Annotated in this window: 24 protein-coding genes; 8 read left to right on the top strand and 16 right to left on the bottom strand. The window is 41.6% G+C overall.

Translation table 11 applies throughout. The annotated features are described in order from the left end of the window. Positions 1–280 precede the first annotated feature (280 nt). Positions 281–1,537 carry an FAD-dependent 5-carboxymethylaminomethyl-2-thiouridine(34) oxidoreductase MnmC gene (gene mnmC / locus OO007_RS13025; RefSeq protein WP_325809130.1) on the top strand — a complete coding sequence of 419 codons (1,257 nt, stop codon included), beginning with the start codon at positions 281–283 and terminating at the stop codon, positions 1,535–1,537. A 139-nt stretch (positions 1,538–1,676) separates the two neighbouring features. On the opposite strand, the gene OO007_RS13030 is transcribed toward mnmC, so the two are convergent. Beyond that, positions 1,677–3,251 carry a Do family serine endopeptidase gene (locus OO007_RS13030; protein WP_325809131.1) on the bottom strand — a complete coding sequence of 525 codons (1,575 nt, stop codon included), beginning with the start codon at positions 3,249–3,251 and terminating at the stop codon, positions 1,677–1,679. A gap of 191 nt (positions 3,252–3,442) precedes the next feature. On the opposite strand from OO007_RS13030, the gene OO007_RS13035 reads away from it, so the two are divergent. The 3 genes from OO007_RS13035 (at position 3,443) to OO007_RS13045 (ending at position 6,247) form a co-directional block, all read left to right on the top strand. Next, positions 3,443–4,144, top strand: a complete 702-nt coding sequence (locus OO007_RS13035) for a response regulator transcription factor (RefSeq protein WP_131907135.1) — start codon at positions 3,443–3,445, stop codon at positions 4,142–4,144. Further along, positions 4,141–5,544: a sensor histidine kinase gene (locus tag OO007_RS13040; RefSeq protein WP_325809132.1), complete on the top strand. Its 1,404-nt coding sequence runs from the start codon at positions 4,141–4,143 to the stop codon at positions 5,542–5,544. Before OO007_RS13035 ends, OO007_RS13040 begins: the two co-directional genes overlap by 4 nt. Positions 5,545–5,695: 151 nt before the next feature. Beyond that, on the top strand, positions 5,696–6,247 hold the full coding sequence (locus OO007_RS13045) for a gamma carbonic anhydrase family protein (protein ID WP_325809133.1): 552 nt from the start codon (positions 5,696–5,698) through the stop codon (positions 6,245–6,247). Between the two features lie 42 nt (positions 6,248–6,289). On the opposite strand, the gene OO007_RS13050 is transcribed toward OO007_RS13045, so the two are convergent. After that, positions 6,290–7,441 carry an MFS transporter gene (locus OO007_RS13050; RefSeq protein WP_131907138.1) on the bottom strand — a complete coding sequence of 384 codons (1,152 nt, stop codon included), beginning with the start codon at positions 7,439–7,441 and terminating at the stop codon, positions 6,290–6,292. Positions 7,442–7,614: 173 nt separating this feature from the next. Beyond that, positions 7,615–7,971 (bottom strand): thioredoxin domain-containing protein, encoded by a 357-nt coding sequence (locus tag OO007_RS13055; protein ID WP_325809134.1) that lies wholly within the window; start codon positions 7,969–7,971, stop codon positions 7,615–7,617. Between the two features lie 360 nt (positions 7,972–8,331). Between OO007_RS13055 and OO007_RS13060 the strand changes: the two genes are divergently transcribed. Both OO007_RS13060 and OO007_RS13065 read left to right on the top strand, forming a co-directional pair. Continuing rightward, entirely contained in the window at positions 8,332–8,934 is a 603-nt protein-coding gene (locus OO007_RS13060) for a glycine zipper domain-containing protein (RefSeq protein WP_131907140.1), read from the top strand. A 323-nt stretch (positions 8,935–9,257) separates the two neighbouring features. Then, positions 9,258–9,683, top strand: a complete 426-nt coding sequence (locus OO007_RS13065; protein WP_325809135.1) for a glycine zipper domain-containing protein — start codon at positions 9,258–9,260, stop codon at positions 9,681–9,683. Positions 9,684–9,987: 304 nt separating this feature from the next. Here the strand turns inward: OO007_RS13065 and OO007_RS13070 are convergent, their stop codons facing one another. After that, positions 9,988–11,145: a benzoate/H(+) symporter BenE family transporter gene (locus tag OO007_RS13070; protein WP_325809136.1), complete on the bottom strand. Its 1,158-nt coding sequence runs from the start codon at positions 11,143–11,145 to the stop codon at positions 9,988–9,990. A gap of 99 nt (positions 11,146–11,244) precedes the next feature. On the opposite strand from OO007_RS13070, the gene OO007_RS13075 reads away from it, so the two are divergent. Beyond that, positions 11,245–11,796, top strand: a complete 552-nt coding sequence (locus OO007_RS13075; RefSeq protein WP_325809137.1) for a helix-turn-helix domain-containing protein — start codon at positions 11,245–11,247, stop codon at positions 11,794–11,796. A gap of 90 nt (positions 11,797–11,886) precedes the next feature. On the opposite strand, the gene OO007_RS13080 is transcribed toward OO007_RS13075, so the two are convergent. The 12 genes from OO007_RS13080 to cysE all read right to left on the bottom strand — a co-directional run bounded on the left by OO007_RS13080 (position 11,887) and on the right by cysE (position 22,069). After that, positions 11,887–13,182: an NTP/NDP exchange transporter gene (locus OO007_RS13080; RefSeq protein ID WP_325809138.1), complete on the bottom strand. Its 1,296-nt coding sequence runs from the start codon at positions 13,180–13,182 to the stop codon at positions 11,887–11,889. 5 nt (positions 13,183–13,187) lie between these two features. After that, positions 13,188–14,108 (bottom strand): aldo/keto reductase, encoded by a 921-nt coding sequence (locus OO007_RS13085; RefSeq protein ID WP_325809139.1) that lies wholly within the window; start codon positions 14,106–14,108, stop codon positions 13,188–13,190. Between the two features lie 101 nt (positions 14,109–14,209). Then, positions 14,210–14,713 (bottom strand): DUF2244 domain-containing protein, encoded by a 504-nt coding sequence (locus OO007_RS13090; RefSeq protein WP_131907146.1) that lies wholly within the window; start codon positions 14,711–14,713, stop codon positions 14,210–14,212. A gap of 222 nt (positions 14,714–14,935) precedes the next feature. After that, the gene (gene iscX / locus OO007_RS13095) at positions 14,936–15,136 is read right to left on the bottom strand and encodes a Fe-S cluster assembly protein IscX (protein WP_325809140.1); all 201 of its coding nucleotides are present in this window, start codon (positions 15,134–15,136) and stop codon (positions 14,936–14,938) included. 261 nt (positions 15,137–15,397) lie between these two features. Continuing rightward, positions 15,398–15,736 (bottom strand): ISC system 2Fe-2S type ferredoxin, encoded by a 339-nt coding sequence (fdx, locus tag OO007_RS13100; protein WP_325809141.1) that lies wholly within the window; start codon positions 15,734–15,736, stop codon positions 15,398–15,400. A gap of 21 nt (positions 15,737–15,757) precedes the next feature. Then, complete coding sequence (hscA, locus tag OO007_RS13105) at positions 15,758–17,653, bottom strand: Fe-S protein assembly chaperone HscA (RefSeq protein ID WP_325809142.1); 1,896 nt, start codon at positions 17,651–17,653, stop codon at positions 15,758–15,760. 43 nt (positions 17,654–17,696) lie between these two features. Further along, a complete protein-coding gene (hscB, locus tag OO007_RS13110) occupies positions 17,697–18,236 on the bottom strand; it encodes a Fe-S protein assembly co-chaperone HscB (RefSeq protein WP_325809143.1) in 540 nt (179 codons plus the stop codon). Positions 18,237–18,369: 133 nt separating this feature from the next. Next, the gene (gene iscA / locus OO007_RS13115) at positions 18,370–18,693 is read right to left on the bottom strand and encodes an iron-sulfur cluster assembly protein IscA (RefSeq protein WP_131907151.1); all 324 of its coding nucleotides are present in this window, start codon (positions 18,691–18,693) and stop codon (positions 18,370–18,372) included. A 58-nt stretch (positions 18,694–18,751) separates the two neighbouring features. After that, positions 18,752–19,129, bottom strand: coding sequence for a Fe-S cluster assembly scaffold IscU (iscU, locus tag OO007_RS13120; RefSeq protein ID WP_131907152.1), 378 nt, complete (start codon positions 19,127–19,129; stop codon positions 18,752–18,754). A gap of 84 nt (positions 19,130–19,213) precedes the next feature. Further along, positions 19,214–20,437: an IscS subfamily cysteine desulfurase gene (locus OO007_RS13125; RefSeq protein WP_131907153.1), complete on the bottom strand. Its 1,224-nt coding sequence runs from the start codon at positions 20,435–20,437 to the stop codon at positions 19,214–19,216. Positions 20,438–20,521: 84 nt separating this feature from the next. Continuing rightward, a complete protein-coding gene (locus OO007_RS13130; protein ID WP_131907154.1) occupies positions 20,522–21,001 on the bottom strand; it encodes an Rrf2 family transcriptional regulator in 480 nt (159 codons plus the stop codon). A gap of 231 nt (positions 21,002–21,232) precedes the next feature. Beyond that, entirely contained in the window at positions 21,233–22,069 is an 837-nt protein-coding gene (cysE, locus tag OO007_RS13135) for a serine O-acetyltransferase (RefSeq protein WP_131907155.1), read from the bottom strand. Positions 22,070–22,179: 110 nt separating this feature from the next. Here cysE and OO007_RS13140 point away from each other — a divergent pair, with 110 nt between their 5' ends. After that, positions 22,180–23,391, top strand: a complete 1,212-nt coding sequence (locus OO007_RS13140; RefSeq protein ID WP_325809144.1) for an NAD(P)/FAD-dependent oxidoreductase — start codon at positions 22,180–22,182, stop codon at positions 23,389–23,391. The last annotated feature ends 61 nt before the right edge of the window (positions 23,392–23,452 follow it).

Consider the following 23,452-nt stretch of genomic DNA (forward strand, 5'->3'; position numbering starts at 1 on the left):
GCATAATACTTTGACGGATAAATAACGAACTAGTTCCATGCAAAGGCTTCTATTTAAAGTTATGTATTAGCCCTTAATACATAAACTCCTTATTACGCAATATAGATGCTAAATGTGCACAAAAAATGGAGAAAATGTGACGAATAGTAAAGAAACTACAAAAAGTCGCTGATAAATGTTTATTTATCGATTTATCTTATGTCATCCTCCGATATCACCCTCATCTGGTTTGCATTTGGCACCCCCCTACTTTGGGGCACTTTTTTAAAAGCGATAAGCAATGACGATAACAAAAGACATTCCAGCATGGTTCAACATTCCACACTATGACTGGCAAAAGAAACACGCAATTCTGATTGGCGCAGGGATCGCTGGCTGCCAAATGAGCTGGCATTTAGCACAGGCAGGCTGGAACATTACGCTTATAGAACGCAATAAAACCATTGCAAACGAAGCCTCAGGGAATCCGGCGGGAGTCATCTCCCCTAAAATGACGTCCAAACCGAGTATTGGGGAAGATTTTTACACACAGAGTTTTCAGTACACCTTAGATCAATTAAGCCTGCTAAAAAAACAGGGGCTAGAATGGCATGGTTGTGGCTTGTTACAACTCACTCACAATCAACGGGAAGAAAAACGCTGGCAACAACTTAAAGAGCGAGATTTCAAAGAAGATTTTTTACAGCTTTTAGATGAAATCGAAACCAGCAATATCGCTAATATCCCATTACCCTATAAAGCAAGCTACTTTCCCCAAGCGGGATGGATTGACCCTGCTCACTTTTGCGAAAGCTTAAGTTCACATCGTAACTGTAGCTTACTTAAAGAGACCAATGCATTACGCATTGAAAGGCAGGAAGACCTTTGGCACGTTTTCGACACCCGGGGACAGTCAATAGCGCACGCAGAAATCGTCATCATTGCAAATGGCAAAGACCTAACCCAGTTTACACAAACTAGCGATCTACCCAGCATGCCTGTTGCAGGTCAAACTACGTTGGGAACAGCCAGTATCGAATCGACAAAATTGAAGGCTGTTATTGGTCATGAAGGTTATTTAACACCCGCCGATATCCACTCAAAAAAGCATACATTTGGCGCAACTTTTGATAGAAACAATGATCAATCAACAATCACTCCACAAGCTGATACCGACAACCTAGAGCAATTAACACAATACTTACCTGATTTTGCCGAATCTTTGACGGCCACAGAAAGTGCGCACGCTGCGGTGCGCCTTACCACTCCAGATCGTTTTCCCTATGCAGGCGCAATCCCTGACTGGGATTTTTATCGAAAACACTATGATGATTTACATCATGGTAAAAAATGGAAGGAATACCCTAAGGCCGAATACCAAAGAGGTCTATTTGTACTGGCCGGTTTTGGCTCTCGCGGATTAACCACTAGCGGTTATTGTGCAAAATTGCTGACTCAACTCATTGAGAATAAACCCATTTCAAATCAGGAAGGTACGATTTTAGAAAACCTTCATCCCGCACGCTATCTGATTAAGCAATTGAAAAAAGGCTTGTAGAGTCGCTCTTTCATAATCACCCTGTTTCTACTCATTCCAACATTTAAGCTTAAAAAAGAAAAGGCACCCATGATGGGTGCCCTTACTACGGTCGAACAACTTACTTACTAACAACATCTTAAAACATCATAAGGAGAGATTATGAATTCAAATGGACCGCTACAAATAAGGCTTGATCACCTCGCATCAATAAAACCGCTAATGGCTTATCACCATTGGCTTTCTGGATCACTTGCTTAAGCTGCGAAGGCGATGCAATACTTTGTCCACCGACACTTAAGATAATATCTCCAGAACGTAAACCCGCATTTTCTGCCGCCGAATCAGGCATCACTTTTGCAACTTTCACACCTTGATTTTTGGTAACCAGCTTTTCTTTCTCAGCGTCCGTTAAATCTGTAACGGCCACACCCAGCGAACCTTTTTCTAATGCGGCAACTTCTTCGGGCTCATCATCTTTGGACTTAAGCTTGTCGATGGTCACATCAATCGTTTGTATCTTGCCTGCTCTAACAATTTCCACAGGAACTTTTTTTCCGATTGGCGTACTTCCTACCAACAGCGGCAAGTCATTGACTTCTTCTACGGTTTTATTATCAAATTTCAGGATTAAATCACCAGCCTGCAGACCCGCCTTATCAGCAGGACTAGAAGGAGAAACGCTGCTAATCAAAGAACCAATGGTGTCGTCTCTACCCAATGATTCTGCCAGCGCTTCGTTGATGCCTTGAATACCCACACCTAACCAGCCACGGCTAACTTTTCCAGAAGTCTTGAGCTGATCCGTTACGTTTTTAACAATATTGATCGGAATAGCGAAAGATACGCCCATATAACCACCACTGCGGCTATATATTTGAGAATTCACACCGACTACCTGACCATTAAGGTCGAATAATGGACCACCAGAATTGCCCGGGTTAACCGCTGCATCGGTTTGAATAAATGGCACATAAGTATCCGCTGGTAAACTTCTGGATAATGCACTCACAATCCCCTGTGTTGCCGTGTAATCAAGCCCAAATGGTGCGCCTATTGCCACTACCCATTGCCCTACATCCAACTTATCCGAATCACCGAAAGATGCGACAGGAAGGTCTTTAGCCTCTATTTTTAATAGTGCGATATCACTGAGTTTATCCACACCAATCTTTTTCGCTTCAAGCTCGCGCTTATCATCGAGTTTAACCGTGATTGTGTCAGCATCATCAATAACGTGTGCATTGGTAACGACGTAACCATCTTCAGAAATAATGAAACCAGAACCATAAGCCTGGCCTCTACGACTTCCATAATCATGTGGTTGTTTTGGCAGATTTTTGAGTAAATCCTGATATTGTTTTGGCAGTCTTTCCAGTTGTTTTTCACTGAGTTGACTTAAACGATTACCCGCACTACTTTTGCCTGTTTTAACCGTAATGCTAACAACAGCACTACGACTCTTCTTAATCATTGTCGCAAGTTCTGGCAAACCGCCACCAACCGCAACCTTAGGCGCTACAGCGTTAGTAGAAGTTGTGTCAGCAAAAAGAGGCGCTGTGGTAAGTCCGTATGCACTTAAAGCACCGATAATAAAACCCATCATAAGGCTGAGTTTATGTTTTTTAATTCGTTTGCTCTTTTCTGTAATATTAATATTACTGGTATTGCTAGGGACTAAAGCTGTCCCTGTCGTTTCAACTTGAGTTGAATCCTTTATATTCTTATCATTCATGTTGTTTCGTCCTTGCCCTTTAAATATGTTATTAATCACTGTAAGGAAGCTAATTCTGGATTTATCAGTCATTAACCATGAACCAAATGTACAATAAACAACATTACCAATTGCTAGCGGCTAGATTAATTATTGTTAATAATACTTTTTTTGAGTTGTTGTGCGTTTAACACGAGACTAATATCCTTCTCATGCAAATATTGATTATCGAAGACGACACCCAAACGGCCAAGTTCATCCAGAATGGACTACAAGAGAGTGGCTTCGTGGTAGACCATGAAGCAGACGGTGAAAAAGGTCTGGCGCAAGCCATGACCAACCAATACGATGCTCTCGTAATAGATCGTATGTTACCCAGTTTAGATGGCTTAGCCATTATCGAACAATTAAGAGGTAGAGGGTTTAACGTGCCTATCCTAATTCTAAGCGCTCTTGGCGATGTCGACCAACGTGTAGAAGGCTTGAAAGCAGGTGGTGATGATTATCTGGTAAAACCCTATGCATTCAGCGAATTACTGGCTCGTCTACAATCATTAGTGCGACGCACGCAACCCAGTCAGGAAGTCAATCAGTTACAAGTTCATGATTTAAAAATGGACTTACTCAAGCGCAAGGTCACCCGCGGTAATGATGTGATTGATTTGCAACCGAAAGAGTTTATTTTACTCGAAACGTTAATGCGCAATGCGGGCGAAGTCATTACACGCACCATGCTTCTGGAGAAAGTCTGGGATTATAATTTTGATCCACAGACCAATGTGATTGATGTGCATATCAGCCGTATCCGCGCAAAAATTGACAAAGACTACGACGTTGCATTATTGAAGACCATTCGTGGAGCAGGTTATATTCTGGCGGCTCCTGAATATGATGCAAACAGCCAACAAAAGTGAGTGTTTTTCGCCGAATACTGAATACTTCGGTATTTCGGTTATCTCTGGTCTATGCTGTCTTATTCAGTTTGATTGCGGCAGCGGCATTACTGTCTGTCTATAAAGTTGCAGAAACGCAAATAGAAGAACAAATTGATCGTCGCCTCACCTTAGAGACCAATATCCTTTTAGAGAATTATAAAAAGCATGCGGTTAAAGGCCTGCTCGAAGACATCAATATTTACAACAAAAAGGAAGGTCGACCCTTTTATATTTATGCCTTAATCCATGTCAGTAAACTGGATCTTAAAAAATTCATTCCGGTCAATCAGTATACGGTCACCAAACGCAACAAGACCTTTTCTAGCATTCCTTTAAGCGACATTATCGATTACGTCAATGATCGCCAAGGCGATGAAACCATCCGTGTCTTATTAACACTACTCCCCGGTGGCTACCAATTATTAGTCGGTGCCGAGCTAGAAGAAACTCAACACTTATTAGACCAATTATTCAAAGCGACCTTGATCGCGATCTCTATTATTTTCGGTCTATCAATTATTATCGGTGCATTGATGGCACGAAAAGTAGTGAGAGGAATTAATGCCGTCACCGATACCGCTGATAATATTATTGAAGGCGATCTGTCACATCGCATTCCCGTAACTACCCAAAATAACGAATTCGATCGCTTGAGCCTATCTCTGAATAGCATGTTAGATCGAAACGAAGATTTGATGCAAAGTATGCAGCAGGTTACGAATAACCTCGCTCATGATTTGCGCAACCCACTCAATCGCATTCGTCATCGTCTAGAGTCTGCACGCAATAAAAGCATGACTGATAGCGAATTCACAGAATTTAATGAAGACACCATTGGCGATATCGACAACGTCATCTCAACCTTTAATTCATTATTAAGTATTGCTCAGATTGAATCCGGTAATTCACGTAAAAACCGGGAACAGTTTGAATTGAAAACCCTGCTGGATGATCTATCCGAACTGTATGAAGTTGTGGCTAGCGAAAAAGGCTTGAAATGGGAATATGAAGCCGAAGACTCACTGACAGTAATGGGGAGTAAACAGCTACTTGCGCAACTCTTTACTAACTTGCTGGATAATGCCATCAAGTTTTCACCTGAAAATGGTTTGGTTAGCTTTAAAGCCGTTGCGATAAAAAGTAAGCAGGAAAATAAAATTGAAGTAACCGTTTCTGATAACGGCCCAGGGATTCCAGCTGAAGAACACGAAAAAGTACTGAAACGTTTCTATCGATTAGACAGCGCAAGAAGTACCGAAGGCAACGGACTTGGGCTGAGTCTGGTAAAAGCCGTGACTGATTTACACGGTGCAGAAATACACTTTAAAGACAACCGTCCAGGTCTTCGTGTTTCTGTAATTTTTGATAGCAAGCAATGAGTTAAAAAAATAAGATTAGTCACCCCCCTACTTTGAGCGGTTTTTTTACTTTAAAATAATAAAACCATACCTTTTAGTTAGTTGTCGCTAAACGCTAAAATTGGCTCGCCTACGCCTCGGATCAAACACTTTTGAAGGAATAATAAAAATTATGACTATTAGAAAATTTGAAGCTCACCTACCCAATGTACATTCAACAGCCTACGTTGACGAAACAGCACTCGTGAGTGGCGAAGTCGAAATCGGTGAAGATAGTTCTGTATGGCCAATGGCAGTAATTCGTGGCGATGTTAACTATATTAAAATTGGTAAACGCACAAACATTCAAGACGCATCTGTATTGCATGTTACACACGCTCCCAATGAGCATAGCGAAAAGATTGGCGCTGCCCAAACCGGTTATGCGTTGATCATTGGAGATGATGTAACCATCGGCCACAAAGCACTTTTGCACGCCTGCGAAATCAAAGACCGTGTATTAGTAGGAATGGGCGCTATCGTTATGGATGGCACCGTGGTTGAAGAAGACACCATGATTGCAGCGGGTAGCGTGGTACCACCAAGAAAAACACTAGAAAGTGGTTATCTTTGGGTCGGAAACCCTGCCAGAAAAGTGCGCGAACTCACAGATAAAGAGAAAAAGTATTTACCGTATTCTGCAGAGCATTATGTGCGTTTGAAAACACGTACTGAAAATGGCTGATATCACTTCATAAATTGTTTATGCAAGAAATATAAAATATCTTTAATTTTGCTTTCTCTCACTAAGCCCTGTGAGCACAGGAATAATTAACATGGTAATTGAAAGTAAAATCATCACATTCCAGCCGCCCTGCTTGTAAGCAAAGCCTGCCGCGGTAATTCCTAGACCACCACCGATATAATAGAACAAGACATAGAGCGCATTAGCTCTGCCATGACCGCTGGTTAATTTTTTATTCAATGCGCCAACAGCAGCTGCGTGTACCATAAAAAATCCCATGCATACGCCGATTAAACCTATGACTATCGCAACCACCGATTGCATTAAAATAACCAAAAGGGAAACTGCTAGAATCCCTGATCCTAACAACAGCGTGTTGCCGCTACCAAAACGATTACTCAGCCTGCCCGCGGTAGGCCCCATGAATATCCCTGTGATATAAACCAAAAACACCAGCGTGATGGATTCGGTCGAGAAGTTAAAAGGCGCTCCCTCAAGTCTAAATGGCAAATAATTAAAGACCGATGAGAACACTGAAAAACTACCGAGCGCACACAAGAAGATCAGAAACAATTCTTTTCTTTTTAATAAAGACACAAAGCTCACCGGTGTTTTGTTAACACTCAGGTCTTTCGCAGGTTTTGGCAACCATTTCACCGCCATAAATGTCGCAATCAAAATAAACACAGATGCGGTAATAAAGGCATAACGCCAATGCAGTGGCGGGTGTATCCAACCACCTAATAAACGCCCTCCAAGGCCGCCCAGGACGGTTGCAGAGACGTAAGACCCCATCACCACACTGAGACTGGCGAGTGGTATGGTTTTGGCAAGATAAGCAGCCAGACAGGTGGTGAGCGCGGGTATGAATAAGCCTTGTACGAAACGGGCGGCAATCAACACCCAGAAATTATCGGTTAATGCACAAACCAACCCTGCGGCTGCCACCATGGTGCCGCCAACCAGTACAATCGGCTGAATATCATAACGATCAATCAGCATGCCAAACGGCAAATTAGATAAGGCAATGCCGAGTATTACGCCGGAGATAGAAAAAGAAACCATAACCAGATCTACCGCAAACTCGTCCTGTAAAACAGGTAATACAGGTTGCGTAATGTATACATTGGTAAAAGAGGCAGATACCAGAGCAAACACAATGAGTTTTATTCGAAAATATGCCGTGTCAGTCATGATGGATTCTTTAAACAGATAAGAAAAAATATGAAATAAAAAGCGAAACAAAAAAGTAGAGGATGAAAATTATAGGAGAATATCGATGGTAAAGTGAATGAAAAAAAATCACATCAACCCCAAATAAAGTTCACCTAGAAGTAACAAGTAATAAAAACTTGAATACCAATGACTTAAGGCTCTTCTTCAGCAGGTTTGGTCAGCGCCAATTCAATTGCCTCTATCAACTTTGTCGTTATTGCCTCAGCATGTAGCTCACAATGAAATTCACCATTGTTATACAAATACATACTGGGTAAATGGAATACACCAAATTCATTCACTAAAGCCGCGGCTTTATCTGCTTTTATCTCAAATGCAGCAAAGTCGTGAAAATGATCTACAAATTTTTTAAATTCTGTATTTAACAACGACTTTAAATGATGGCACGACGCACAATGTGGGCCTGAGAAAAAAACCAATGCGATTCCATCCAGATCGGATAAAACTTCGTGGATAGTAAACTCATCTAATTCAGCAACTTTATTCATTATTGGATTAAAACACGCATTGTAAAAATCTTATATATCACCCCCCTACTTTCAGGCGTTTTTTTAATTCAAATTATTACAAAGTAATCCGTAACCACCTTTTTTGTTATCGATTCTATGTCGTTGTGTTTCACGCTTGTTAATTCATGTACATATCGAAATAGAAAAAGGTTCATAAATTATTGATAAATATATCAATTGTAAAGTTTCGTAAAGATGCTTTAATTTGGACATTCAACTGTTATTGTCGATGAGTAAGCTTTTTACACTACTGGAATCTGTTCGCAGGTATTGACCGTAAGTAGTATTCATACAGGTTAATTTAATCCACAAAGGATTTGATTTACACAAGGAAACATTATGAAAAAACAAACCATACTTCTATCATGCTTTACCGCAGGCGCTCTTTTATTATCGGGTTGCTCTACTAATGCGCAGACAGGTGCGCTAGTTGGCTCTCTAGTAGGTGCAGGAATTGGCAAATCAACTTCCAACCATCGCGATAAACGTGCGGTCATAGGTGGTGTTCTGGGGGGAATTGTTGGATCAGCCATTGGCGCAGAGAAAGATAGAGCTAACTATAACCGTGCTGTGAGCAATCAGCAAAGTTACTCATCAGACTATAGCTACAATCCGAACGGTACGGCGAGCAAGACAGTGACACAACACCCTTCTGTGACACACAAGCATGGCAACACAACACATACTCATCCTGGTGGCGCAGGTAATCATCAACATAACTACAATCAGCAAACGACTCAAACGCAACAACAAGTTGTAGTCGCAGAACCCGAGGTAGTCTATGTCGAAAGAGCACCTGCATATTATTACCCACCGGTAACCACATCTATCGTGTTAGGTGCAGGTTACTATGGTGGTTACCGTCATCGTTACAATAAACGCAACTACAGAAACAATCGTCACAGACATCACAACCGTGTTCGTCATCCAAGACGTCACTAAAACGTGATAATTTAAACAATAAAAAAGGGGGCGCATTATGTGCTCCTTTTTTATTTTCATCCACAACCCCCCCTAAGAAAAAACCTTCTAAGACACTGAAATAATAGCCAATTGTAATATTAGGTAAAGATATTAGCGCTTTCTTTTTCTGGTGCTATATTGAGAGTGTAATAAGAGCTAAAAGTTACTGATTGAACTCGCTTGATGCAGTTCCTAATAGATAATTTATTGGAAAGTTTGTGGGTTTTTATCGCTCTAAACTTCAAATGTAAACGTAGTTATATACTAACCATACAAGTGCTTCATACACTTAAGGATTTATGATGAAAAAACAAACTCTATATTTATCACTCGTTTTAGCAGGAACTGTATTTTTAAGTGCTTGTTCTACGAATGCCCAAACTGGCGCTTTAGTTGGTTCTTTAGTCGGTGCTGGCATTGGCAAATCAACCTCTAACCATCATGACAAACGTGCTGTAATTGGTGGTGTATTAGGTGGTATCGTTGGTTCCGCAGTGGGTGCTGAACAAGATCGTGTCAACGCTTATAATAATTCAACGCAAAATGGTGCTGTTTATTCGGCTCCCGCTCAACAACCACGTCAGGTGATTGTTAACCGTCAACCTGAATACGTGTATGTGGACCCTTACTATCCAATCAGCCCAACCATTATTATTAGTGGCAGGTATTACCATAGACCGATGCATGACAGACGCCATCATCGAGTGCGTTATACGCGTCGCTACTAATAGACTCAGTACATGATTTGAAGATATTGCTGATAAAGAACCAACTTCGAACTCATTAGCTGGATGTACAAGCCAGGCTTAATGCAAAGTGCTAATAGCACGCGTATTAGGTTTGGCTTTTTTGTTTTAAAATAGTATTTGAGGCATTTTTAACCCTTAATAATGATTAAGTCACCCCCCTACTTTAAGTGACTTTTCATTTTGCTGCATGAAATGACTATAGGAACTTATGCTTTGCGGAATGATATTACGTTTTTGTTTTTTAAAAACGTAAATATAATTTATGCAGAGCTAAGGGCTTTTTTTAAGATCGAAATTGCAATACTTTCTGCACCAGCAAACCTGCAATCAATCCCCAAAACGCTGCACCAACCCCAAAGAAAACAACACCAGATACAGTTACCAGAAAAGTAACGAGAGCAGCTTCTCTGTGTGTAGGCTTATCCAAAGCAACCGCAAGACTATTACCTAAGGTTCCGATTAAGGCTAAACCCGCCAAAGGTAAAATCAATGCTTTAGGACTCATCGAAAATAGCGCCACAACGGTTGCGCCAAACAAAGCTGCGATAAAATAAAACACACCCGCGCTCACCGCTGCCAAATAACGTGTTTCACGATTAGGGTCTGCGTCTTTTTCCATACAAATCGCTGCGGTTATAGCTGCCAGATTAAAGGCAAACCCACCAAATGGTGCGAGCAGCATAGTGGTAATGCCCGTAGTGGTAATAATCGGAGACAGAGGTGGTCTATATCCCGCCGTATGCATGGTCGCGATACCCGGCATATTCTGTGAAGACATGGTGACAATAAACAACGGGATACCAATACTAATCAATGATGTCATTGAAAATGTAGGCATGGTGAAAACAAAGGATGCTATCTCAAAATCCAACTGTCTGGTTTCAAACAAACCCATGCTCCAGGCCGCAATCGCACCAACAACTAACACTAATGGAATTGCATAGAGAGGAAATAGTCGCTTACCCAATAGATAAGTTGCACACATCAGCGCGACTAAAGCGAATTCCTGTTGTAGGTATGTAAAGATTTCCAGGCAGAAAGGCATCAGCACACCTGCCAACATGGCAGCAGCAATAGGCGGAGGTATGAGCTTACTCAAACGATCTAAACTGCCTGTGATTCCACTTAAGGTTATCAATAATCCACTGAAAATAAAGGCAGCTACCGCCTCATTCATAGGAACATCTACCAGCGCAGTAGCAAGCATGGCAGCGCCAGGGGTCGACCATGCAGTCAAAATAGGCGTCTTATAATAAAATGATAAGCCGATACACGTTGCCGCCATCCCCAAACCAAGCGCCAATAACCATGAGTTAATTAATGCCTGATCAGCCCCCGCTGCATTCGCCGCTTGAAAAACAATCGCCACCGAACTAGTGTAGCCCACTAACACGGCAATGAAACCAGAACTAATATGACTGATTTTTAAGGGAAACCTCATTTTTCACAGACTCCTATGATAACATGTGCGTTATAGCGCACACTTATCATAGGCTCGACCGTTATAGCGCACAAGCATTTTATTTACGAATACATTACTATGATCAAATATGAGATCGGCCTTCAATTAAAACAAATTCGCAATGATGCTGGCTGGAGTCTATCCAGAGCAGCGGATGAAACGGGCGTGAGCAAGGCGATGCTCGGCCAGATAGAACGAAATGAATCTAGTCCCACTATCTCAACGTTATGGAAAATTGCAACGGGCTTTCATAAGCCGCTGTCGGTCTTTGTTAATGATGCCTTGATCACCGAAGATGATGAAAGTGTACGCAGTACCCATATCAGTTTTACCCACCACAAGCACGACCTGAAAGCCAGAATTCTGTTCCCTTTTGACCCTAGATTTGGCTTTGAGCTATTTTCAATAAAACTAGATCCTGATCAGACGCATATCTCTGAACCTCATGACAAGGGAGTTATTGAACATATCACTGTCATCAAGGGAAATATGGAAGTGAAACTCAATGGTGAGTGGAAAAAACTAACAGAAGGAGATGTGCTTCGTTTTAAAGCAGATCAACCACATGAATATCGAAATACGGATAAAGACACCACAACCGAATTTCATAACCTGATTTTCTATACATAAGCACTGATGAATTTATTGCTCAGATAGCTATATCTAGCAGTTATTTAGCCCATTTAACCATGTTGTAGCCAGATTCATGCATATTCAAAACTATGCTGAAAACTGTTTAAACTTACGTCCCAAATATATCCCACAAGCAGCCCATATCATTGCAATAGCAGCGCCCACGCCAGCCACCGCTGCGAGACTTAAACCCAAGCCTTGAGTCAATGCGGTAAAGGCCCAGGCATTGAGCATATCGCCACCACGGTAGATAATGATATCAATCACAGGTTTGGTTTTAAATCGAACTTGTCTGCTCACTACTGTAAACAACATTTCTCGCGCTGGACGCGTCACTGCGTAATTGCCTGCTCTTCTAATAACCTGCACCGCAATCACAACACCGACAATAGGCGCGAAAGCCAGTATCAACATACCCGCAGCAATCAATACCGGCACAGAAGCCAAGGTGAATGAAAGCCCAAATCTTTTAGCCATGCGACCTGTTGCAAAAACAGCGACAAATACCGTCAAAGTATTAACCACTAAATCCATACTCGACCAGATTTGTGTACGTGTCTCACGATCGTAATCAGCGAGCAAATTCTTCAATTCAAAATACACGAATGAACTGATCGATGTATATAACAGGATAAATACGGCAATCATGATTAAGTATGGACTTTTCAGGAAGTCGTTAATACCCGAAAACAGTTTACCTCCGATAACATCTACATCATTACTCGAACTATCATGGCTATCAATTTCAAGGTCACTTAGTTTGAGCTTTTGTAACCAGATACTCAGTGGAATAGTCAATATCAGTAACGCGCTAGCAATCAATAGTAGATTATCTGTACCAATATTGGTCGCCAGAAAAGCTGGAATACTTGGGCCGACAATGGCCCCTACACTTGCCCCTGCGCCGATAAAGCCAAATAAACGCGTTGCCTGAGGTCTTGTAAAAATATCTGACATCAAGCTCCAAAACACAGAGATATGAAACAAGCTGAAAACACTAATCCACACATAGAAAGATTTATCCAGCAACACAGTTTCAGTGGCTAATTGAGTGCCCAGATAAAACAGCAGAAAACTGAAGGAAAAGAATGCATACACATAGGGAACGAGTTGTTTGTAGCGTACTCGACTAATCAAGCTACTGTATAAAGAGACCGTGATAATGCTAAAGAAAAAAGTCAGCGTCCATAAAAAGCTAACCTCTACATCAGTCCAGTCACTCGCCATCGCATCGCGCACCGGACGCAGAATGTAATACCCCGCCATCAGGATAAAAACCAGCAAAAACGAAGCTAATGTTATTCTGATTTCATGCGGTTTAATGTCGCTCGCGAAATTTAAAAGCCGCTGAATGGGATGTGACTCTTTTGCACCATCACTCATAGCAGTTATAAGCTGTTAAAGTAATTAAGCATTTCTTTGCGTTGGGCTTGGTCAGGCAGGCGCCCAAAATTAGCCTGCATATTATCTACCATGTGCTTGGCTTTTGATGTCGCAGGAATTGCACAGGTAATATCCGGATGCCCCAGTATAAATTTGAGATAAAACTGTCCCCAGCTGGTGCAATCAATGTCTTTTGCCATTTCTGGCAGTGCTTTACCCTTGCTTTGACGAAACAAAGAACCGCGTTGATAGGGTCGATTGATCATCGTCGCAATTCCTTTATCTCTTGCTACTGGAAGGATTTCTCGTTCTGCATCCAGGTTGGCGATGTTATAACTAAACTGAACAAAATCGATCGGCTCACTTTTCATTACCTGAATAAACTCATCATGGTCGCGCCCGTGCGAAGTAGTAATCCCGATATACCTGACTTTGCCTTCTTTTTTCCAGTTTTTAAGGGTATCAAGCTGGGTCTTCCAATCCACCAGATTATGTACGCTGATAAGATCGAAGTTCTTCACATTCATGCGTTGCGCTGATTCCAGCATATCTGAAATTCCCTGTTCACGCCCTCTGGTCCAGACTTTGGTCGCAGCAAACACTTTGGGATGGTTTTTCATACTGCGCAATACATCACCTACGCGTGCCTCTGCACTGCCATACATGGGAGATGAATCAATAACCATACCTTTCGCTGCAAAGAATGCCTGAATCACAGCAGTCAGTTTAGCCATACTCTCGGGATCATCATCTTTATTAAAGGTACGCGACGTACCCATGCCTATAACGGGTAATAATTCACCTGAACTGGGTATTTTCTTCTGAATTAGTGGGAGCTTCGATGTTGCACTCTCTGCGAATAACTCACTGGCTGGTAAGGCTAGCATCGCTGCTGCTAACTGTAGAATCTGACGTCGTGTAACCATGAAATACCCCTTTCAGAAATAATAGATGTGTTTAAATTCTAGACCAGAAATTTGAATAATTGTTCAGCTAATTCAATAGTTAATTAATAAATGCGTTTAATTTAAGAGAGTGGCTTCCACCATTTAGCATTGATTTCTTTTAGTCCTGCTTGTTTAAAAACAAGGCGTGCTTCAGCTTTATCAGAATGATTAAGAAAGGAGCCTAATTCAAAACGTGACTTCGAATCAGATAAACTTAGCTCGATGGGTTCGGTAGGCTTTTCTGACTCAGTAACCAGAATAAAGGTTTCAGGCCTATCCAGCTTGAAGGTTCGCTCGACACAATGCTTTCCCGTTTCAATAAGCACATGATGATCACCAATCGTAATCACCTGCTTTTCATACGTTTGATTACAAACCTTGTACATGAAATATGCAAATAGACCGACATCCAGTCCAGCAAAAGGCAAAACAAGATAACCGCCGACAAAACTCCACCCTACTCCAATCATCAACACAAATAGACTTACCGCAATGATCACGACTTGCGTCTGACGCATCGATGCAGATCGATTAGGCGACAGAGTGATTACAATATCATTGTGATTAGACTGGGTAACTATCATTGCTCGGCGAATAAGTGGTTAACCTAGTCGAACATTCTATGTGCCAAAGTTCAAAATGTACAATGAGCACACTAAGAGCACATACGCAGGGAGTTTGTTTATCAGAGGGAATTAACAGTTTAAGATTTGAGTACGCAAAATATGTTGCACAAAAGTCTACTTAACGATGAATACCCTCAAGTAGATCAGGTTTCAATGGGCTGATGGAGCCCATTTTTGAGATTATTCTTTTTCTTCAATCCAGTTCATTTGAATTGATTCGAGAATTTTTTCATTCGATTTTTCAGGGTCATCGTCGAAGTTCTCTAACGAACAAACCCAGGCATGCAAATCAGTAAAACGAATATATTGAGGATCAACATCAGGATGAGCTTCATCAAGATCAATAGCGATATCGAGTGTGTCTGTCCATTTTAACTGCATTTTAAATACCTCTATTTGTTACTTAATCGATTTCTAAATTATTAAAAAAAGTGCCCATAAGTAGGGGGGTGTATTTTTGCTTTGAATATTCCATCAAATCAACATTCTAAAACTTTATCTATTTACAGTACATAATTGATAAAGCAGGATTTTTGTTCAAGATCAAGGCGGGTATTTGAATACAAGGCCGAAGCGTACATTAAGTACGTGAGGGTTTGTATTCAAATGCCCAACGTAGAGATTGGACAAAAAGACAATTTATCAGTGGTTTTCTGAGACCATGTTTATGGTGTACTTTGGTATTTCTATTACCAAATCCTCATCCGCCACTTTCGCCTGACAACTCAAACGCGAATCCGGGTCTACACCCCAGGCTTTGTCCAGATAATCTTCTTCTAGATCTGTTGCTTCTTCTAAAGAATCAAAACCTTCACGCACGTATACGTGGCAGGTTGTACATGCACAGGATTTCTCACAAGCATGTTCGATTTCGATATGATTTTGTAAGCCTACATCACACAGTGTTGTACCTGGTTCTGCTTCTACTACGGCACCATCAGGACAAAGTTCTTCGTGTGGTAGGAATATAATTTGTGGCATATTTGTATTAACTCTCTAATTCTATTTGTTGAACTCGTCAACATTGTGACCAGCCATGGCCTTTTTCACATTGTCGTCCATACGACGAGCAACGTAAAATTCAGCTACTTTTTCCATGTTTTTAATCGCGGCTTTTACACTTTCAGCATCTTTACTAGTGTGCTTTGCTTCCATCAATTCTGAACGTGCTGCTAACAGTGTTTTCTTTTCTTCGTCATTCAGCATTCTATCTGCATCTGATGCCATCGCTGAATCTAGTGCTTCTAAAGTGCGGTCTGCTTCGACTAATTGTTCGCGCAATTTACGCGCTTCCATATCTGCTTGGGCGTTATCCATTGAGTCACGAATCATGCCTTCGATTTCTGAATCTGTTAAACCATAAGATGGCTTCACCTCAACGCCAGCTTTTGCACCTGTTGTTTCTTCTTCCGCGTGCACGTTCAACAAACCATCTGCATCAACCTGAAAAGTCACTTTAATGCGTGCTGCACCCGCGACCATTGGAGGAATTCCTTTTAGCGCAAATTTCGCCAATGAGCGATTTTCTTCAACCGTTTCGCGTTCACCTTGCAAAATATGCACGGTCATTGCGGTTTGATTATCTTTAAAGGTGGTGAATTCCTGAGCACGGGTGATCGGTATCGTAGTGTTTCTAGCGATTACTTTTTCTACCAAACCACCGTAAGTTTCCAGACCTAGTGATAAAGGAATAACATCGAGTAATAGCATTTCAGCATCTGGCTTATTGCCGGCTAAAACATCAGCCTGTAATGCCGCACCAATTGCTACAACTTTATCAGGATCAATATCAACCAGTGGTGGTTGTCCGAAGAACTCACCTACTTTTTCACGCACGACTGGCATGCGTGTTGAACCACCAACCATCACTACATCGTGTACCTGGTCTTTATCTAAACTCGAATCGCGTAACGCTCTTCTGCAAGCCATCAAGGTCTTTTTAACCAATGGAGCAACCATCTCATCAAACTGACTGCGGCTCAAAGAACCCTGCCAATCTTCCAGCTTAACGCTTACTTCATTATTATCTGTGAGTGCTTCTTTGACTCTACGTGCTTCGATCATCGCTTTGCGATGAATCTTGGTATTATGGGTATCTTCCAGCAATGCTTCTTCAAGAATCCATTCTGCTATAGCGTGATCGAAATCATCACCACCCAGTGCAGAATCACCACCCGTAGCCATCACTTCAAAGACGCCTTTATTGAGCTTTAAGATGGAAATATCAAAGGTTCCACCACCCAAATCGTAAACAGCGATGATTCGTTCTGATAGTTCTTCTTTTTGATCCAAGCCATACGCGACAGCCGCCGCTGTTGGCTCATTCAATAAACGGAATACTTTTAAGTCTGCAAGACGTGCAGCATCTTTGGTCGCTTGGCGTTGCGCATCATCGAAATACGCAGGTACTGTAATTACCGCACCCTTCAATTCTCCACCCAAAGATTCTTCTGCTCGTTGTTTCAGTGTTTTTAAAATTTCAGCAGAAACTTCAATAGCAGTTTTATTACCCGCAACCGTTTTTATTTGTGGAACATTTGATTCAGTACCGTGCGAACTACTAGAAGCAATAGCGAACTCATAAGGCAAACTACCGCCAAGTGTTTTGAGATCTTTAATTCCACGACCTAAAAGACGCTTCGCCGATGAAATGGTATTGGGTAAATCTTCTAATTGATTATCTTGAGCTTTCTTTCCGACTTCGGTTGCACCGTTTTCCAGATAGCGAACTACCGAAGGTAAAAGTGCATTCCCTTCCGGATCGCATAGGATTTCAGCAACGCCGCTGCGGACGCTTGCAACAAGCGAATTGGTTGTGCCTAAATCAATACCCACTGCGAGACGATGCTCGTGTGGTGCAGTAGACATTCCTGGTTCTGATATTTGTAATAGTGCCATAGCGCGGGGATTCTAATCTATTTTTGGGTTCTAGTTGAAATCATTAGAACATTTCATCTTCAAGCTTTTCTGTCAAAGTCTTCACTTCTTGACATAAACGCTCAAAAAACTTCATTTTTAGTACATCTTCTTTGGCTTCAGCATATTTCTCTGCAGCAAAATGCTCGACAAAACTTTCTTTCAAAACATCCATTTGGGCTTCAACATCATGCGCAATATCATCAACTCTAGCGATTGGGTCTTTAGCATTGGGTACATCTTCTAATGCTTCGCGCATTTCCATTTGATGCATCAAAAACATGCCATCACTGGTGGTATCGATTTCATCATCAAAATCAACACCCTTTTGTTGCAACATATAACGCGCACGCAAACGAGAGGATTTTAGCGTTTCATTCGCTTCATTGATGAAGCCGGTAGTTTGCACCGCAACACGTCGTTCTTGCTCGTCACTATTTACAAAACGGTCAGGATGATATTTGGCCTGCAGTTCGCGAAAGCTTAGGGCAAGCGCAGATGTATCAATATTGTAATCTTCTGGCAAGCCGAATAGGTCAAAATAGCTTTGTTTAAAATCGAGCATAGTTCTTCGTGGGGCCTAACGTGTATTGTTTACTTTTGGAAATAGCCAGCATTTTGTATCGGATGAAGCAAAGGTGATACAAAAAAACTGGCTATAAGTAGGGGGGTGGCTAAATGCGTATTCTGATTAGGTTCTAAACAGTGAAGCTTTCACCACAACCACAGGCACCGCTTTCATTCGGATTAGTGAATTTAAAACCTTCATTCAGGCCTTCTTTGGTGAAGTCCATTTCAGTTCCATCGAGGTAAACCAGACTTTTAGGATCAACAATAATCTTGATTCCGTGATCTTCAAAAACTTCATCAGTTTCTTCGATCTCATCTGCAAATTCCATCACGTAAGCCATACCAGAACATCCATGGGTTTTAATACCCAGACGCAAGCCAACACCTTTGCCCCTATTGGCTAAAAAGGTGTTCACTCGATCTGCTGCAACGTCGGTCAATGTAATGGCCATATTCTAATCCTTACTATCTTTTATAGTGCTTAAGCTTTAGCGAAAACGTAGTTAAAAACTATTGCTTAGACTGATAGTCTGCTATCGCTGCTTTGATAGCATCTTCAGCTAATACAGAACAGTGTACTTTAACAGGTGGTAATTCGAGTTCTTCTGCGATATCAGTATTTTTGATCGCCTGAACTTCATCCAGTGATTTTCCTTTTACCCATTCAGTCAAAAGACTAGATGAAGCAATTGCAGAACCACAACCGTAAGTTTTGAACTTCGCATCTTCAATAATGCCGTCAGCACCTACTTTAATCTGTAGCTTCATTACGTCGCCACAAGCTGGAGCACCAACCATGCCCGTTCCTACTTCTTGAGCATCTTTATCCATTGCACCAACGTTACGTGGATTTTCGTAATGATCTATAACTTTTTCACTGTACGCCATGATTTTTTACCTTCTAACTTTCTATATTTATTGCAATGTAGCTAACTATTATTAACTACTCTTTTGTTTCTGTTGTCGTTGTTATTAATGTGCGGCCCATTCAACAGTATTCAAGTCAATACCGTCTTTATACATATCCCAAAGTGGCGATAAGGCGCGTAATTTTTCTACTGCTGCACGCGTTTGCTCGATCGCGTAATCCACTTCTTCAACTGTAGTGAATCGACCGATACTAAAGCGTAATGAACTGTGTGCAAGCTCGTCGTTACGTCCTAGTGCACGTAATACATAACTTGGCTCTAGTGAAGCACTGGTACAGGCAGAACCTGAAGATACCGCGATATCTTTTAGTGACATCATTAAGCTTTCGCCTTCAACAAAGTTGAAACTGATGTTTAAGTTACCTGCTACACGTTGCTCAAGATCACCGTTTACATAAACTTCTTCCATATCTTTGAAGCCGTCGTATAAACGATTACGTAGCATCAGCATACGGTCATTTTCAGTCGCCATTTCTTCTTTAGCGATGCGGAATGCTTCACCCATACCAACGATCTGATGGGTAGCTAATGTACCTGAACGCATACCACGCTCATGTCCACCACCGTGCATTTGTGCTTCGATACGAACACGTGGCTTACGACGGACATATAATGCGCCAATACCTTTTGGACCGTAAATTTTGTGTGCTGAGAAACTCATTAAATCAACTTTAAGTGTTTCCAGATCTAATGGAACTTTACCTGCGCTTTGTGCCGCATCAACGTGGAAAATGATTTTATTTTCACGACAGATCTCGCCTATTGCTGCGATATCCTGAATCACGCCGATTTCATTGTTCACATGCATGATTGAAACAACCGTTGTGTCATCACGAAGTGCTGCTTTAAAAGCATCCATATCTAACAAACCATTATCTTTTGGATCAAGGTAAGTTACTTCGAAGCCTTCACGCTCTAACTGGCGGCAGGTATCAAGTACTGCTTTGTGCTCAGTTTTCATCGTGATGATGTGCTTACCTTTGCGTGTATTAAAGTGCGCTGCACCTTTAATTGCCAGATTGTTTGATTCAGTAGCGCCACTGGTCCAGACGATTTCTCTTGGGTCAGCATTGATTAAGTCAGCAACATCTTTACGTGCAGCTTTAACTGCCTCATCCGCTTCCCAGCCAAATGAATGACTACTAGACGCAGGATTACCAAAAGCTGTATCAACAGTTAAATATTGAGCCATTTTTTCCGCAACACGCTTGTCAGTCGGCGTGGTGGCTGAATAGTCCATATAAATTGGGGTGATTAAATTACTCATTCTGTATCCTATTAGTTCTCGCGCTGTTTTATGTAGTACTTACTTTTTAAAGCAGTTACTTTATATATAATGTTTATATCGTTTTTAAAGAGAGTCTGGCAAATTAATGCGAGTCCCTTTTTGTTTTGAATTCTGTCTTGCTGCGACTTCAATCACGTCGCTCTTATCCATCATGTCTTGTAATGATATATCATCAAGAAAAGATTGAATCCGGTTGCTCAAATCCATCCATAAGTTATGGGTCAAGCAACGTTTATTGTCTTCGTTACAACCACTGGTTGCATTGCCACAATTAGTGACATCAAGATTCTCATCGACCGCCATAATTATGCTTGAAATGGCAATCTCTTCCGGTGCTCTACTGAGGCTATACCCTCCTCCCGGTCCACGCATACTCTTTACCAAACCTTGTCTGCGTAATTTAGAAAATAGCTGCTCAAGGTAAGACAATGAAATGCTTTGGCGATCTGAAATTTCCAGCAATGATACTGGGCCATTGTCACTATTTAATGACAAATCCAGCATTGCTGTAACCGCATAACGTCCTTTAGTCGTGAGTTTCATATCTTTTCTCGCGTTGTTAATCTCAAATTGAAGATCAACCAATCGACTCCAATAAAAAGTTGGGGGTTCTAATCCTGAGTAATTTAGTACCCCTGATTTGAGCGAGATAGTAGAATACCCGATTAATATAGTCAAGTATTACCACGGATTGTACAGTATTTAATATTGGGGATTAAAAAGCCCTATTTAAAGGGCTTTACAAAGCATTTACTAAGCGCAAGCAAACACAAATTAGCTATCAGTTTTCTCTTTTTCAGGGGAATCTTCGACTAACTCGGCCTTTTCCTTAGCTTCTTTTTGTGACCTCTTTTCCTCTTGACCACAACCATCTAATTCGACGTCTTTTAAACCTTGAAACGGCTCAAAATCGAAATCACTGCCTAAATGCCGTAATTGAGTGCACATGGTATCCATGCGCTCATCCATTTTATGGATATGGTCCAGCATTCTGTTGACTGCATTAGCAACCGGGTCGGGCATATCCTGTGTTGCACCGTATGCATCAAAGCCCATTTTGCTCGCCACTTCTGCTCGCTGAGCTTCACCTTCGTCTTCGCGTCGAATCACTTCGCGACCAGGCACACCAATAACGGTTGCATTCGCAGGTACTTCTTTAACCACGACGGCGTTTGAGCCAATACGCGCACCATCGTTGATTTTGATCGGCCCCAGAATTTTAGCCCCTGCACCGACAACGATATTATTCCCAAGGGTTGGATGACGTTTTCCGGGATTCCAGCTGGTTCCACCTAAAGTCACACCATGATAAATAGAACAATCATCACCGATCTCTGCGGTTTCACCGATTACAATCCCCATGCCGTGATCGATAAAGAAGCGTCTACCAATTTTTGCACCTGGGTGGATTTCAATTCCGGTAAATAAACGAGCAACATTTGACAGAATTCTTGCCAGCCATTTAAAGCCCTTATTCGATAATGCATGACTGATGCGATGAAAAATAATCGCGTGCACACCCGGAGAGGTGGTTAATATTTCTAGCGTATGTCGTGCCGCTGGGTCGCGTTCAAATACGACTGCGATATCTTCTTTTATACTTGCCAACATGTTTCTACCAACTATTTAAGCTTTAGGTCGTTATAATATGTGGATTCTATAATACTTTGCTTTAAAGTATGCGATTACCTTGTGTCTAGTGCTGGAATAAAGTTAAAAAAATGAAAAAATTTAATGTGATTATAATTGGCGCAGGTGCAGCCGGCCTGATGTGCGCGATAGAAGCGGGGAAACGCGGACGTTCTGTTTTGATTCTGGAAAAAGCGGACAAGATCGGTAAGAAAATTCTGATTTCAGGTGGAGGACGTTGCAACTTCACCAATATGTATACTGATGCGGATAACTTTTTATCTGGCAATCCACATTTCTGTAAATCTGCCTTATCTCGCTATACTCCATGGGATTTCGTTGCGCTTCTAGAAAGTCACGGACTAAGCTGGACAGAAAAAACACTCGGTCAGCTTTTTTGTGATCAAAAATCAAAAGCCGTGGTTCAACTATTACACGATGAATGTGACAAAGCCGGCGTTACTATTCAACCTTCATCTGAAATCATTTCCATTAAAAAAGGGGAAGATTTTCTGGTAGCCAGCGAAAAAGAAAATTACGCTTCGGACTCTTTAGTCATTGCCACGGGCGGACCTTCAATTCCCAAAATGGGCGCTACCGATTTTGCATTACAAGTGGCTGAAACGTTTGATATCAATACAATCCCTTTCTCACCTGCGTTAGTGCCTTTTGTTTTTACTATTGAAACACTGGATGCGTTTATCAAAGACCTTTCGGGTATTTCAACCTATGTAGAAATGAGCGCTGTAAGTGGGGGGGTGACGTCAAACCAATCCTTTAAAGAAAGTATTCTGTTTACTCATCGAGGTATTAGCGGTCCTGCGGCATTGCAAATTTCATCTTACTGGAAACTCGGCGATGAGATTTCTATCAACCTCTTCCCTGATTTAGATCTTTTGGAATGGTTAAAAGAGCAACAAACTGAACACCCGCAAGCAGAATTAAAAACCATTCTAAATTACAAACTGCCTAAACGTCTGGCACAGAAACTCTGTGAGCATGTGCTTATAATTGATGACATAAGCAATAAAACCATGCGCCAGTTTAATCTGCCTGAACTAGAAAGCATCGAACAACAACTTACTCAATGGAAATTACGCCCATCGGGCACCGAAGGCATGCGAACTGCCGAGGTTGCCTTAGGCGGTGTAGACACGGATGAACTGTCTTCTAAAACCTTAGAAACCAAGAAAGTCAAAGGTCTCTATTTTGTCGGGGAAGCGGTCGATGTAACCGGACATCTCGGTGGCCATAATTTTCAATGGGCATGGGCGTCAGCGTGGTGCGCTGGGCAATTCGTCTGATTATTGAATCACCTTGTTAGCCATCCTGACCTCTTATCCCAAAGCTGTTGTTAGTCACAAA

It is taken from the genome of Cocleimonas sp. KMM 6892, from assembly GCF_035798195.1.
Classification (GTDB): domain Bacteria; phylum Pseudomonadota; class Gammaproteobacteria; order Thiotrichales; family Thiotrichaceae; genus Cocleimonas; species Cocleimonas flava.